This is a genomic window from Petroclostridium sp. X23 (assembly GCF_030013905.1).
Taxonomy (GTDB): Bacteria; Bacillota; Clostridia; order SK-Y3; family SK-Y3; genus X23.
This window is the reverse complement of sequence record NZ_CP124862.1, coordinates 1935439-1949324: the sequence shown is the minus strand read 5'-3', so window position 1 is coordinate 1949324 and position 13886 is coordinate 1935439. Positions and strand designations below refer to the sequence as shown.

The window sequence follows — 13886 nt, the reverse complement described above, 5'->3', positions numbered from 1 at the left end:
GCTGTTATGATGGTAGGGGAGGCCATTGGTCATCGGTATTGGTAATCTGCGGTATTTGCAAACGACCGATGGTCACCTCCTACAGTAGTAGCACCAAAGTAAAATTTATTCTGATGACTATTTGAGTATATCCTTGCGGAAAGACATTTCAAGTCTATTTTACAGGTTGTTCTTCAATAAGTTCATTAAGTATCTCTTCATGATGTGATGTCTCTCCATAAAAGAAAACATCGTAGTATATACCGTTTTCTTTCCATAGGTAATTGAAGCAGTCCGGATCTTCAGGACTAAATTTGTTTTGATATTTGTATATATGCATTCCGGCAATAGTTAGCATTTCACTGTTGACTCTTTTAATTTTGCGGTCTTCGCCTTCAATAAATTCGAAATAACCTTGTTTCTTTAGGTCGTCATAATGCTTATTGATTTTCCCTTGTGTAAATACGATTGTCCCATTTTCCTCCGGTTGATAGAATATGTTCAGTTCATAGTTTTTATTTTCTTGGTTTCCATTCCATTCTGACGAAATATTTACCCACGCATCTACTGCTTTTATATTTTCTAGAAGGGTTAAAGGGAATTTCGGGGTGAACTCGAGTAAACCTTTGGTATTCTCTAAGTCGTCCTTGTCATATATGGCCATCTGACCGACTTCTGTTGAAGCTTCAGCCTGAATCTTATAGTTTGTATCGTTGATTTCTTGAGGATATTTTAAAGAGGTTATAATGACCTCGATATCATCAAAAGAAAGTTCAAAACGCTTTGTCAACTTTCCACTAGATGATTTGTAGCTTTCAAAAAATTTTATACCATACCATAACCGGTCATTTGTAAATACAAAGTATTTGGAATTTAGTTCCAATGATCCGAGTGTTTTGTCGATTGTTAATATTCTACCGCTTATTTCTCCGATGTTGAAGTGTTCCGTTATATTATAGACATTATTATCATCCTTGCCCGGCCCTCTGCCGTCAGTTTCTTTTAAAAGCTCTAAGATATCTGCGTCTGAAGCGTAGAAAGAAAATGTTATAGAGCGTGTATCTTTCTTAGAATAGAATATCTCCAGCATATTACTGGAATCCGATACTTTTTTTAGGTGGAGCGCGCTTGCCTTATTTCCTTGCAGGAGATCATCAGGAACTTTAAATTTAAAACCTGCAACTTCATTCACTTTATTGATATCAGTATATGATTTTAACGGCGCATCAATGAGAAATTTTCCGGTTTCACTTTCACTCTTATTATCTGAGGTGTTTTTGACTGCCGGTACATTAATCGGATCTTTGATGATTGCGGTGAAATCATCTGAAACTTTCTTAGAACTTGCTGCATTTGTTAAAGTACCTGCACTTACCAATATAAAAAATAGCATGGCAATTACAGATATCTTATATGACCCTTTTTTAAACGTTTTTATCATATGTATTCTCCTCTCGATTTGTTTGTCCGTTTGGAAAAAGCTAAGCAGACTTAATTGTTTACAATCGTTTGTAAAAAGCTTTGAAATATTCAATATTGTCATACCATAGGATACGGATTCCTGTTCTCCCAGAATCTCCAACACACAAGTGTCACATGCGAGTTCGCGGATCAGTTTCATTTTCTTCACTGCAAGCCATACCATGGGATTAAACCAATGTAGGGTAACTGCTAATGTGCCAAGAAGGTTATAGAATAGATCTTTTCTTTTATAATGGACCAATTCATGAAGAAAAATATGTAAGAGTTGTTGCTGTTTCGCTATATTCAGAGTTTCACGAGGTAAATATATTCTGGGGTTTATAATCCCTATAATGCAAGGACTTTTAAATGATTTATCTACATAAGCGGAAATCTGTTTTTTCATCCCTACCTTTTTGGTGCATGCTTCTAGTAAAGATAAGATATTCCGGTCAGTTATTCTATCATAAGTTGAAAGCGTTATTCTTAACTTGACAGCCGTTATAAAGATAGCAATAGCCATTAACATAAATCCAATCAGCCATATGAATGATACTATCTTAAGCATATAATGCATGATATTTGAGTGTTGAGTTCGATCATTGCTTGTAGATTGATTACCACTTGGTTGATCAGAAAAAACTGAATCATCATAAGGTTCATTAGCATCATAGCTCGAAGAAGGAGAGTATCCTTTGCTATTCCGGCTAAATATCCATTTTTGAATATTAACGGAATTACTGTAATAAGTATTGAATATGTTTTGATTTTTCAATGGCATAAGATTAAACAGACTCAGAGGGCTTTCGGGAACAACGGGTAATAAAAGTCTTGCGAGTACTAAAAGCCATAAAGCATGATATAATCTTATACCAATACGATTTTTTAGAATCTTTTTTAGCAGTAATACCATTAGTATAATAATACTGGCTGTAAGGGATGAATATAAAATCCGTAAGAAGACTGTACTCAAAATGTCCATTTTATTTTCTCCTTAACATTAGGAATTCTTTTTTTTCTTTTCTTCTAAAAGCTCTTGCAGTGCTTCTATCTCTTTTGCTGATAAAGATTCTTGTTCTAAAAAATTGGTAAAAAGCATCCCTACAGCTCCATCATATACCCTTTCAAGGAAAGATTTGTTCTCTGCTTTAATACAGTCTTTTTCAGAAATCAAAGGGTAATACATATAACATCTTCCTGATTTCTCATAGTCAATTACTTTTTTGTTTAATAGCCTATTGATAAATGTTTTGACTGTTTGTGATGACCAACGCATCTTATCAGTAAGTATAGAAATTAGTATGTCAGATGTGATAGGATTATTTTTCCATATTAACTTCATCACTTCCCATTCCGCTTCTGATATTTTAGGAATGTTCTTCATTGTGTATCCCCCCAATCAAATTTTGTTTACACATGTAAACTTTCATAATAAGTTTACATGTGTAAACAAAATTTGTCAATAGTTTTATTACATAATGGGTGTTTTTAGAAGGATGAGTTAACCTGGCTTCACTTACTGATTTATATCGGATTACTCAGCTTATAAATGAACTCTTATGCACTTGAAGTTTATTGCATAAATCGGATATACTTGCAGTTCCACTTAGGCTATCCTTAAAAAATAGCACAACATCATTGTGCTATTTTATTTTTATCAAAATTATAAATATTAGTAAAGTGAATAAAATAAAACATTTGTCTATATAAAGCTAAAAAATGATTTGCTATTATAATAATGTATTAACCAATAAAAAAAGGAGTGAAGTTATGAAAAGAAAAGGAATAGCCCTGATTTTAGTTCTTACGCTTATTCTTTCATTGTCATTGGCTGGATGTGGGACAAAGCAGATGACAAATGAAGAAACAAAACAACCCGCAAGTGAGGGGTCAAAAGACACTGCGAAAGAAAGTACTAAGAAACCGATTGTCTTGAGACTAGGTCACCACGTATCAGAAACTCATTCTACCAATAGAGAATTTATTGAAAAATTTATTGAGTTAGTTAACGAAAAATCCGGAGGAAATATTACGGTTGAAAATTATCCTAATGGACAATTGGGTGGACAGCGAGAATTATTAGAGGCGCTTGAGCTAGGCTCATTAGACATGTCCTATGCCGATTTGGGAATGTTTGCGAATTATGATTTAGCAATAGGTATTTTAGATTTACCGTTTATTTTTGATGATATTGACCATGGACAAAGAGCCCTCGATAGTGGGGTTGAAGCGATGATCCAAAAGAAAATTGAACAAGCTTCTAAAATAAAGACGCTTTCAATTATTCCAGTTGCCTTTAGAAGTACATTGCTGGCAACTAAGACAATTACTTCTTTAGAGGATTTCAAAGGGGTAAAAGTTAGAACGCCTGAATCACCGGTACTGATTGAAACCTTTAAAGCTTTAGGGGCTACTCCAACTGCTATTCCTTCAGGAGAAGCATACACGGCAATTCAGACCGGGGTAGTAGATGGAATGGAAGGCCACAAAGAATTCTTACATTCAATCAAAGTATATGAAGTAGCTAAAAAATGGACAGAAACAAAACACAACTTAACTTTCAATACAATTAATATCAGTCAAAAAGTGTTTAATGAGCTTCCGCAAGATGCACAAACAATATTAGTTGAAGCCGCAAAAGATGCAGCAAAGCATTTCTATAAGGCCAATAAAGAAATAGATGCGCAATTCAAAAAGGAAATGGAAGCAGAAGGTGTAGTCTTTAATGATATTGATTTAAATGAATTGAGAAAGGCAACAGAAAATATGGTTAATACATTTATTACTAAGAATAACGCGCAAGATATTTATGATGCAGTTAATGAGGCTCGATAGTACAGCCTTCATTTTAATAGGTTATTTAAAATGAGATAGCTTCCTATTAATGTGCATTACTACCTTCAAACAAGAACATTCGTTTTCGATTATGTTAGTATTGACAGTAAATAGATATACCATGCTAACGAATGTTCTTGTTTTGTTTTCTAAACGTTATTATTATATTTTGAATATTTAAGTTTTTTATCTACAGATCATACGCGTTAAGTTAAGCTATTTTTTACCAATTTAATTGAGCAAATAGTGTTCCTGCAATCGCTCAACCGTGGTTTTGCGATTACGTTTATCATGTAAGCTTTGTTCGGCCGCTCTTTTAAGAATCAGTCGCAGTTCCGATATTGCTTCAGTGGTTGCATAAAGGCTTGAAAATATTTTTTCCACCTTTGTCGCAATTAGTTTGATAAACGACATCATACTAATGCATCTGTTTTTTTGTTGGTACATGAGGGCATACAGTGCTGAGTAGACTGTGAAAATTAGTATAATGGCAATTAACCTTCCATATAGAAGACACTCTAATTGCTCTTTACCACAGTTGCCTACTTTGCCAAGGTTTAGATAGCTTTTGCAAGCCTTAAATAAAAGCTCTATCTGCCATCTAGCTCTGTACAATTCACAGGCTGCCTTTGGAGTAAGCATATGTGCTGGGGCGTTAGTAATTAGAAGGTTCCATCCTAATAACTCTAAGTCATAGTCACTCAGTGTTTTGCCTTGTGACTTTGCTTTTTTATTTGCTTTGCGCCTACGTTCATTAGCGACTTCATCAGGTAAACGTACACCAATCAGCCGACATTGTAGTAATTTAGAATACTTGGTGCCAAAGTATACATCTATATCAACACTGGAGCTGTTTTTTAAAACACTTAAAAGGTCTAAGGCTTTAAAAGATTTAGTGTCAGAATTTTGTATTTGAAAAACAGTATTTGATTTAATTCGGCTAAGAAAATATGCACCTTTGGATATTATTTTCCTAAACAAATCTTTACTGTAATATCCTAAGTCAGTAATTAACAGCTCACCATGATGAATGTGTTTTAGAAGTTCATCTTTATAGCCGGCATCTGGACCAGGCGCCTTTGTCAACTCCATATTTGTGATAGTTCTGGACTTAAGGCTATATATAGTCTGGATTTTTAGAGCAGCTTTTGCATTATTGCCACCAAGACCTTTCCAGACATCTGCTAATTTGTCCGGAAGAGTAACTTTAGAGCTATCACATATTTTTACATCAGTAAAAGCTTGGAGCACATCGAGATTCTGGACAGTTATTGCTCTCTTGGCAGAATACTCAACTGCTGACTGGAATACTTGTTTTAGCAATAAAGCACTTGTAGCCAAACGTTGAAAAAGTCCTTCGCGTGTTATACTAAGTCCGCGTTGAATATTTTCGCATTTAGAAGCAGTTTGACGTAAGGATGGATTAGGGGTGTCCCATAAGCCGAATGTAAATACTTTTACTATAGTATCTGGCAGCAGCTTAGAGCGGCGCACCGTAAACCCTGTGTCCTTAGAAATTTCCAGTATTTTTGTCTTTCCTAAAAAGCAAATAAAGCTTATAATTAGTGATATGGGAACTTGAAACATGGGAACCTCACCTTTCATTTCTCTATTACTTTGAGGTTCTCATGTTTTTTTCTTTTTTGCAAATGTAATTATTGGTTTACCATAACATGGCTTAGCTTAACGCGTATGATCTACAGATAGAGAAAATACATTAAATATGTAAGGAGGGTGTGACGGTTGAAAATCGTAAAGAAAATAGAGGAGATCGTAAATTATATTATTGTAACTTTTTTTGCCTCGCTTGTAATCATAGTACTACTACAGGTCTTTTTTAGATATGTTTTGGGACATTCCCTTGTTTGGGCAGAAGAAACCGCTCGAATTTTATTCATATGGATTATTTATATCGGTGGAATTGTGACGGTTAAGAAAGGAATGAATATAACTTTTGATGTAGTCATTGATTCGGTACCTGATAAAATTTGGAAGTACTTATTTCCTTTTGTTAATCTAGTAAGTTGTATATTCTTGTTATGTATCGTTGTACTTGGGCTTAAGATGTCCATCGCTAATATGAGACAGTTAACTTCGATGTTAAGAATCCCTATGGGAATCATCTATTTAGCTATTCCCGTAGGTGCTCTAGGAATGCTTTTTTCGCAAGTCAATTATTTTATTAAAAACTATAAAGAAAGGGTGGGAGGAATTTGTTAACGGTAGCTTTCATAACTTTCTTAATATTTTTATTTCTCGGTGTACCAATAGCTTTTGCGATGGGTACCGCAGCATTATTAGGTGTAGGATTGATGTCGGATGTTTCATTGACATTGATTTCTCAAAAACTGTTTGTTGGAGTAGATTCCTTCAGTTTAATGGCTATTCCGTTCTTTATGCTTTCAGGAGAACTCATGGAAACAGGAGGAATATCAAGACGACTGGTTGATTTCTCTCATTCCTTGGTGGGTCATATCAAAGGCGGTCTGGGAATGGTAAGTATTTTAACAAGTATTATTTTCGCAGGTGTTTCCGGATCTGCTGCGGCCGATACGGCAGCAGTTGGGAGCATACTCATTCCGGCAATGAAGAAAAAAGGCTATCCGGCGGGGATGGCAGCCATGCTGCAAGCATCGGCGGGTTCTTTAGGACCCATTATCCCACCAAGCTTGACCATGATTATTTATGCCACACTTACCGGAGTCTCTATCGGAAGCTTGTTCTTAGCAGGGATCATTCCGGGGCTTATCATCGGAATAGGACTAATGTTAGTCACTTATTATTATGGTGCTAAATTTAACCTTATGGGAGACCGGCGAGCATCATGGAAAGAAGTTTTAAAGGCGACTAAGGAAGCGAGTTTAGCATTGGTTATGCCACTCATTATTATCGGAGGTATTATTCTAGGGGTATTTACTGCAACTGAAGCGGGAGCGATAGCGGTTTTATACGCATTTATTGTCGGATTCTTTGTTTATAAAGAATATACATGGAAACAGCTGCCGGAAATTCTTTTGAAAGCAGCAGCCTCCACATCAATGGCAATGCTTATTATCGCGGCAGCTTCAACCATGGGATGGATTATTGCATTTGAAAAATTCCCACAGATAGTCGTAGGATTTGTGACTTCAATTACTCAAAGTCCAACGCTTGTAATGATGCTGGTGATTGTATTTCTAATTTTTGTAGGGATGTTTATAGAAACTTTATCTGCAACCATTATAGTGGCTCCTATTCTGATGCCCCTTGCAGCAAAATTTGGTTTTGATCCGATACACTTTTCTTTAGTAATGGTTGTGACTTTGGTTTATGCAGGAGTTACGCCTCCGGTCGGAGGAATCCTATTTATCACAATGGGGATCGCACGCACTAAACTAAAAGAGCTGTTGAGGTTCCTTCCTTCTTACGTAGGAATCATGTTGATTGTTTTATTAATTGTTGCGTTGGTACCTCAATTTTCATTGTTCATACCAAATATGATATTCAAGTAAAAATGTGTAGATGAGAGAGGAGAATAATTAGTATGTTAGCAGTGGTTTATGATGGAAAACCGGAAATGGAAATAAGAGAAATAGATATCAAGCCCGTAGGTGCCGATGAAGTGTTGATAAAGATAGATACGGCAACCATATGCGGGACCGATCTGCATATATTGGACGGAAAATTTGAGGTTAAGCCGCCGGTTGCGCTGGGACACGAGTTTTCAGGATATGTAGAAAAGATAGGGGAGGAAGTAACCAATTGTAAGGTGGGGGACTTGGTATCGGTAGAACCCCATATCTATTGCGGTTTATGTAAATACTGCCGCATTGGAAGACCAAACCTATGTGTGGCAAGAAAAGCATGGGGTATAAATATGAACGGAGGCTTCGGCCAGTACGTCGTTGCACGGCATGATACGGTATATCAAGTACCGGAGGCGGTTTCAGCAGAGAAAGCAGCCTTGGCCGAAACCATCGGATGCTGTTTAAATGGGATCAATCAAGTGAATATCCGTATCGGGGATACGGTTGTCATTCAAGGTGGAGGAGCCGCCGGTGTGATCATGACACAACTGGCAAAGCAAAGAGGAGCGGCAAAAATCATTGTATCGGAGCCATCGTTGGAAAGACGTGAGTTTATATTAAAAAGAGGTGCGGATATTGCTGTAAATCCTTTAGAGGATTCTTTGGTGGACATCGTAAAAAAAGAAACCAATAACTTGGGAGCGGATGTGGTCATTGATGCCGCCGGAAGAAAAGAAACGGCACAGTTATCTATGGAACTGGTATGTAAAGGGGCTAGGATCTTATTCTTTGGTGTAGTTTCTCCAGGTCAATATATCAGTGTTGAACCCAATTACATGTTTGAGAAAGAGTTAACCATTATGGGGTCTATCAGGAATCCATTTACCCATCATCAGGTGCTGGAGATTCTACCCAAGCTTGATTTGGAGGGAGTTGTTTCTCATCGTTTTCCTCTTAAAGACTTTGAAAAGGCATTTGAAATGGCCAGAAAAGGTCAAGGTTTTAAAATTGGCATTAGTCCCAATGAATAAGTGGGAGAGGAGACAGAGACATGATTGATTGCATTTTTTGTGGTGCGGCAGCTTATGACATCTTATTTCTGGTAGACAGAGTACCAAAGAGTGACCAAAGAATAGGCTCATACAAATCGGTAACCAGCGGAGGAGGACCTGCCGCTACAGCCTGTGTTGCGTTTAACTCTTTGAGAAAAAACGCCATGCTGGTAAGCGCAGTTGGAGATGACCTTTTTGGGAATCTGATTATCAAAGAGTTTAATGAAAGAGGAATAGATACCTCTGAAATAAAAATCATCCCTAACAAACCTTCATCCCTGTCAGTGATGCATGTCGAAAAAGACTCGGCAAAACGTACCATCACCTACTATGGAGGATGTCACAATGAGCTTAGCATAGATCAAATCAACAAGGAGATTTTCCATCAGTGTAGAAGTGTGCATTTAGACGGCAACAATCCTAGTCTGGCATACGAAGTAGCAAAATATTGCCATCAACAAACTGAGGCGGTGGTTTCCCTTGACGGTGGGAATATATCCAAAGAAAACATGATGGAAATATTACCCTATGTAGATATTTTTATTCCGGACAACAAAACCACCTTTAATGCACTAGGTGAAAAAGACATGAAAGAGGCCTGCAAGATCTTTAGGGAAATGGGTCCGGAGATTGTCTGTATTACTTTAGGTGCTGAAGGCAGTATCGCATTTGATGGTAAAAAATATTACTCCGTGCATGCATACCCGGCAAATGAAATAGATACAACCGGTGCCGGTGATAATTTTCATGGAGCCTTTATGTATGGCTATTTATCCGGATGGATGTTGGAAGATACATTAAAATTCGCCAGTGCTTATGCATCGTTGACATGTGAAGGATTGGGAGGAAGAGAAAGAATGCCTTCGGAACAGGAAGTCAAAGAGTTAATTGATAAAACCGATAAAAAATAAAATTTTAGGAGGATCGCATAATGCCTTTGGTAACGCTTGAGCCTTTATTAAAAGATGCTATAAAAAACAAATATGCCGTGCCGGAATTTAATATTGATAATATTGAGTTTGTACAAGCGATTTTAGAAGCAGCAGAGGAAGAAAAGACACCTTTCATCTTTGGTGTAGGGCAGGGTGCCATACAGGATGGAAAGTTGGAGCCATTAGCGGCGGTTGTAAAGCAGTTTGCAGAAAAGTCAAAGCTGCCTATTGCGCTGCACCTTGACCATAGCAGAAGTTTCGCCCAAATCATTCAAAGTATCCGGGTAGGTTTCACTTCAGTCATGATTGATGGATCTTATTTATGCTTAAGTGAGAATATAGCAGTAACAAACAAGGTATCGGAAATATGCCGAACAGTTGGTGTTTCTGTAGAAGCTGAACTGGGAAAAATCGGTGGGGTTGAAGATAATATAGAAGTTGGTGAAGAACAAGCGGATCTGGTGGATATAGAAGATTTGAAGAGATTTGTCTCGGAAGCACCGACAGATGTTTTGGCTGTGGCCATCGGAAGTGCACATGGCATTTATAAAGTGGAACCTAAATTGGATTTTAAGCTTTTAGAAGAAATAAATAGAATCACCGATATTCCTTTGGTGCTTCACGGAGGTTCCGGAATCCCTGCAGAATCGGTAAAAAAAGCAATTGAACTAGGTATAAACAAAGTAAATATAGGAACTGAAATGAGAGTTGGTTTTATAGAAGGTATGCATGAAGCGATACATCAGAATAAAGATATTTACAGTATCCTGGATAATGGCCGTAACAGGATTAAAGAGATCGTACGAGAAAAAATATATATGTGTGGTGCTCAAGGAAGAGCATAGAGACATAGAGAGGGTTGTTTGCATAGTAAATTTATCTATAAAACATATCTTTTAAAGATTAAACGCTCTGGAGTTATATAGAAGCAAATGTTATGCTTATATATAATTCCAGGGCGTTTGATGCTTTCAAACCGCCGCTATAGCCGGCAAAATAGTGATACTCGATGTTTGCGAGACAGATCCGCCGGTCTGCTTGGGTTACTGGGGTAAATATATCAACGGGAGTACCGCGTGAGGTCACACCAAGATGTTTGCAGTTCTCGGCGTCGCTGTCAATACAAGCTACTGACTCAAAAACTTCATCGCCTACTAAATATCGCATTTCCTCAGGGGTATGCTTTCGGTGACTGCCAAGGGCAAATACAATGGTAATATCCTGAGCCTTACAGCCTGCTGAATAGAGTTCTTCTAATAAAAGAGGGAGAACTTTTTTGCTGGGCATGGGTCTGGTAATATCGCTTGTTATAATTGCTATTTTCTCACCCGGTTTGATGATGTTCGAGAGGCGTTCGGACCCGATAGGGTTCATCAGTGCGGCTTTTATTACTGCGATTTCCGAAAGGTCTTTTTTTATTTCATTTGGTTTTATTATTTTTAATAAATTTTCTTCAGGAATATCAAAGCTGAGTTCCTGTTTGTCATAATGCAAAGCAAAGTTCACGGTATGCCTCCCTTATGTAAATTACGGCAAGCAGATTATCAGTACTTTGCTTGCCGTAATGTTTTGCTATTATATTTTTGGTTATTAAATCCTATTTTCATTAAATGTTTTATCACAACAACCAGTCAGTAGTATTTTTTCTTTAAAGTCCATTTGATACTATATAGTCGGTGGAAATTTTTTAGCAGCGTCACGAAGAGCTTTTACCGCCGGAAGTTCTTCTCCGGTCAGAAAGCGAATAAGAGCGCCGCCGCCGGTACAGATATATGACATGCTGTCTTCAAGTGCGTACTTATTGGTCGCGGTAATGCTGTCCCCGCCGCCAAGTACCGAATAGGCGTCGGAATTTGCGATTGCATGCCATATTTCCTTAGTGCCGTACTCGCTTTCGTCTTTTTCGAATACGCCCATAGGCCCATTGATAAATACAGTAGCCGCTTCACTGATGGTGCGTTTGTAAGCTTCCGCCGTTTGACTGCCGATATCCACCAATAGTGAGTCATCGGGAAGATTGTCGATACCGACTTCAATTCTCTTATTATCAATATATGCAAGATCATCAGGGAGAGCGATCTTTTCACTATGGTTTTTAAGAATATTCTTTGCTATATCTATGAATTCGCTAAGATTATTTTTTGTAATGAACGCCATTGATGAGGTACCTATATCAATATTCTTCGCAGCCAGCATAATATTTGCAACCAATCCGCCGGTAAGTACCTTATCTGCAATGCCGTTATCCAACACGGTATTCATCATTAAAAAAGCATCAGCGATCTTTGCGCCACCTAAGATAAATATACAGGGACGTTTTGGTGCTTCCATGATACTAGAGATAACACAGAATTCTTCTTCAAATAATCTTCCTATTGCAGAAGGCAGATATTGTCCGAAACCGCAGAGGGTAGGTTGACTTCGGTGAGCTGCTGCAAAAGCGTCGCAAACAAAAAGGTCGGCGAGCGGATAAAGCTTTTGTACCACTAACGTCTTTGATTGTTCTTCTAGTGAAAGATTAAGCTTTGTCTCGAAAAGCGTCATTTCTTCAGCCATATGGCGGACGTTATCAAGAAGCAGTATTTCCCCATCGTTTAGCTTGGATATTTCAAGCCTTGCAGAAGGGCCGCAAACATCATCTATGAATTTAACTTTTTTACCTAAAAGCTCAGTTAAAACTTCTGAATGCGGTTGTGTTGTATAATAATTTTTGTATTCTATATCACTGCCCTGATGGGCGAGGAGCACAACCTTTGCGCCTTTATCCGATAGTTCTTTTATGGTTGGAATACAGGCTTTGATACGTGTGGTGTCTTTTAACTTGTTGTTAACTTTATCAATGGGTTGATTGATATCTATTCTGCATAGTACGGTTTTGCCTTTCAATTCAAAATCATCCAGGGTACAGATCCCAAATTTCATAATAAAACACCTCTATTTCATGTTAAGGTATTTGTTGGTTTCAGACACACCTGTTATACGTTCGGTTTGCATGGAAAGTGATGCCCTTATACCGTCAATGCTTTCCGGAATAACAACAGATTCTTGAGGGATGTTGATGGCGAACATAATATCATTTCCCGAGTTTACGATCGCTTCTTCCCATGCAGCTATTTCGTACATATCACCGCGTGGGTTGCCCAAATCACGGGCATATCTGAATAAAGAAGCATTGCCTAAAAATCCGTCGGCAAGACGAACAACCCTGATGCGTGCATGTTCTTCGAAGAGTTCAAGTAAATCCTTTTTGATGATTTTTTTCTTTGGAGATGCCACGACGGTAATGATATGTCCATGAGTGACCGGTGTATGTACTAGTATACCTGTTGCATCAATGTGAGGCATAATTGTCATCAAATCTTCCGCTTGATGTGAAGGTGCCTTATCCACCTGTAAAGCATTGGTAAGTCCTCTGTGGTAATCGCCGGGGTCCGCAACACGCCGGATAATGGTGATCGCTACTTTCTCAACACCTACGGCACGGTCGATACAATCGACTGCTCTAATAACACCTGTGGTATTGCATGAAGTGAGTTTTAGGAATTGTTGCCCTATACCTTTTTCATAATTCGCGTATCCATGAAAGAAAACATCCGCTACGTTGTTTTTCTCACCACCTTGGAATATTGCCCGTTTACCCATTTTTTTATAGAGTTCTTTGTTTTTTTGACCGATACCGGCACTGGTGGCATCAAGAACAATATCGCATTGTTCCACCATATCTGTAAGAGAACCGGAAATAGGCACACCGGCGCTTTTTAACAGCTGGTCATTTTCAGGGAGTGCACTATAGAAATGATATGGCATCCCTTTTTCTACTAATGCTCGAATCGAGAGGGTTGGTGACACATCTGCAACGCCTACCAATTCCATATCACCTTGTCTTGCTACACCATCAGCAAGTCTTTGACCGATAACACCATAGCCTACTACACCTACTTTAACCACTTTAAATTCCCCCATTCATTTAAAAATAAATATTTGTAAAGTGTGATTCTACGAAACATATTTTCAATATGTTTCTATTTAGTTAATAAATATTACAAAAATAGACTGAATAAAAACAATAAGTGTAATTAATTATAATCAAATGATCTATATTCATAAAATATCATCATTTA

Annotated in this window: 12 protein-coding genes; 6 read left to right on the top strand and 6 right to left on the bottom strand. The window is 37.8% G+C overall.

Going from position 1 to position 13886, the window contains the following annotated elements; translation table 11 throughout:
• Positions 1-154: 154 nt before the first annotated feature.
• Positions 155-2422 carry a M56 family metallopeptidase gene (locus QKW49_RS09460; RefSeq protein ID WP_282867302.1) on the bottom strand — a complete coding sequence of 756 codons (2268 nt, stop codon included), beginning with the start codon at positions 2420-2422 and terminating at the stop codon, positions 155-157.
• Between the two features lie 18 nt (positions 2423-2440).
• Entirely contained in the window at positions 2441-2824 is a 384-nt protein-coding gene (locus tag QKW49_RS09455; protein WP_282867301.1) for a BlaI/MecI/CopY family transcriptional regulator, read from the bottom strand.
• Positions 2825-3210: 386 nt separating this feature from the next.
• Between QKW49_RS09455 and QKW49_RS09450 the strand changes: the two genes are divergently transcribed.
• A complete protein-coding gene (locus QKW49_RS09450) occupies positions 3211-4275 on the top strand; it encodes a TRAP transporter substrate-binding protein (RefSeq protein WP_282867300.1) in 1065 nt (354 codons plus the stop codon).
• Between the two features lie 231 nt (positions 4276-4506).
• Here the strand turns inward: QKW49_RS09450 and QKW49_RS09445 are convergent, their stop codons facing one another.
• Positions 4507-5862 (bottom strand): IS4 family transposase, encoded by a 1356-nt coding sequence (locus QKW49_RS09445; RefSeq protein WP_282863409.1) that lies wholly within the window; start codon positions 5860-5862, stop codon positions 4507-4509.
• Between the two features lie 156 nt (positions 5863-6018).
• On the opposite strand from QKW49_RS09445, the gene QKW49_RS09440 reads away from it, so the two are divergent.
• The 5 genes from QKW49_RS09440 to QKW49_RS09420 are packed head-to-tail and all read left to right on the top strand — an operon-like array spanning position 6019 to position 10610.
• Entirely contained in the window at positions 6019-6495 is a 477-nt protein-coding gene (locus QKW49_RS09440; protein WP_282867299.1) for a TRAP transporter small permease, read from the top strand.
• Positions 6489-7766 carry a TRAP transporter large permease gene (locus tag QKW49_RS09435; protein ID WP_282867298.1) on the top strand — a complete coding sequence of 426 codons (1278 nt, stop codon included), beginning with the start codon at positions 6489-6491 and terminating at the stop codon, positions 7764-7766. Before QKW49_RS09440 ends, QKW49_RS09435 begins: the two co-directional genes overlap by 7 nt.
• Before the next feature lie 32 nt (positions 7767-7798).
• The gene (locus QKW49_RS09430) at positions 7799-8812 is read left to right on the top strand and encodes a zinc-dependent alcohol dehydrogenase family protein (protein WP_282867297.1); all 1014 of its coding nucleotides are present in this window, start codon (positions 7799-7801) and stop codon (positions 8810-8812) included.
• A 20-nt stretch (positions 8813-8832) separates the two neighbouring features.
• Positions 8833-9744, top strand: a complete 912-nt coding sequence (locus QKW49_RS09425; protein WP_282867296.1) for a PfkB family carbohydrate kinase — start codon at positions 8833-8835, stop codon at positions 9742-9744.
• Positions 9745-9764: 20 nt separating this feature from the next.
• A complete protein-coding gene (locus QKW49_RS09420) occupies positions 9765-10610 on the top strand; it encodes a ketose-bisphosphate aldolase (protein WP_282867295.1) in 846 nt (281 codons plus the stop codon).
• Positions 10611-10683: 73 nt separating this feature from the next.
• On the opposite strand, the gene QKW49_RS09415 is transcribed toward QKW49_RS09420, so the two are convergent.
• The 3 genes from QKW49_RS09415 to QKW49_RS09405 all read right to left on the bottom strand — a co-directional run bounded on the left by QKW49_RS09415 (position 10684) and on the right by QKW49_RS09405 (position 13713).
• Complete coding sequence (locus QKW49_RS09415; protein ID WP_282867294.1) at positions 10684-11271, bottom strand: nickel-dependent lactate racemase; 588 nt, start codon at positions 11269-11271, stop codon at positions 10684-10686.
• 159 nt (positions 11272-11430) lie between these two features.
• Complete coding sequence (locus QKW49_RS09410; protein WP_282867293.1) at positions 11431-12687, bottom strand: phosphoglycerate kinase; 1257 nt, start codon at positions 12685-12687, stop codon at positions 11431-11433.
• A 12-nt stretch (positions 12688-12699) separates the two neighbouring features.
• Positions 12700-13713 (bottom strand): type II glyceraldehyde-3-phosphate dehydrogenase, encoded by a 1014-nt coding sequence (locus QKW49_RS09405; RefSeq protein ID WP_282867292.1) that lies wholly within the window; start codon positions 13711-13713, stop codon positions 12700-12702.
• Positions 13714-13886 lie beyond the last annotated feature (173 nt).

Excerpts from the sequence above, each read along its gene's own strand:
- QKW49_RS09420 (WP_282867295.1), top strand. The coding sequence starts at position 9,765 with ATGCCTTTGGTAACGCTTGAGCCTTTATTAAAAGATGCTATAAAAAAC.
- QKW49_RS09450 (WP_282867300.1), top strand. The coding sequence starts at position 3,211 with ATGAAAAGAAAAGGAATAGCCCTGATTTTAGTTCTTACGCTTATTCTT.
- QKW49_RS09410 (WP_282867293.1), bottom strand. The coding sequence starts at position 12,687 with ATGAAATTTGGGATCTGTACCCTGGATGATTTTGAATTGAAAGGCAAA.
- QKW49_RS09460 (WP_282867302.1), bottom strand. The coding sequence starts at position 2,422 with ATGGACATTTTGAGTACAGTCTTCTTACGGATTTTATATTCATCCCTT.
- QKW49_RS09430 (WP_282867297.1), top strand. The coding sequence starts at position 7,799 with ATGTTAGCAGTGGTTTATGATGGAAAACCGGAAATGGAAATAAGAGAA.
- QKW49_RS09425 (WP_282867296.1), top strand. The coding sequence starts at position 8,833 with ATGATTGATTGCATTTTTTGTGGTGCGGCAGCTTATGACATCTTATTT.
- QKW49_RS09445 (WP_282863409.1), bottom strand. The coding sequence starts at position 5,862 with ATGTTTCAAGTTCCCATATCACTAATTATAAGCTTTATTTGCTTTTTA.
- QKW49_RS09455 (WP_282867301.1), bottom strand. The coding sequence starts at position 2,824 with ATGAAGAACATTCCTAAAATATCAGAAGCGGAATGGGAAGTGATGAAG.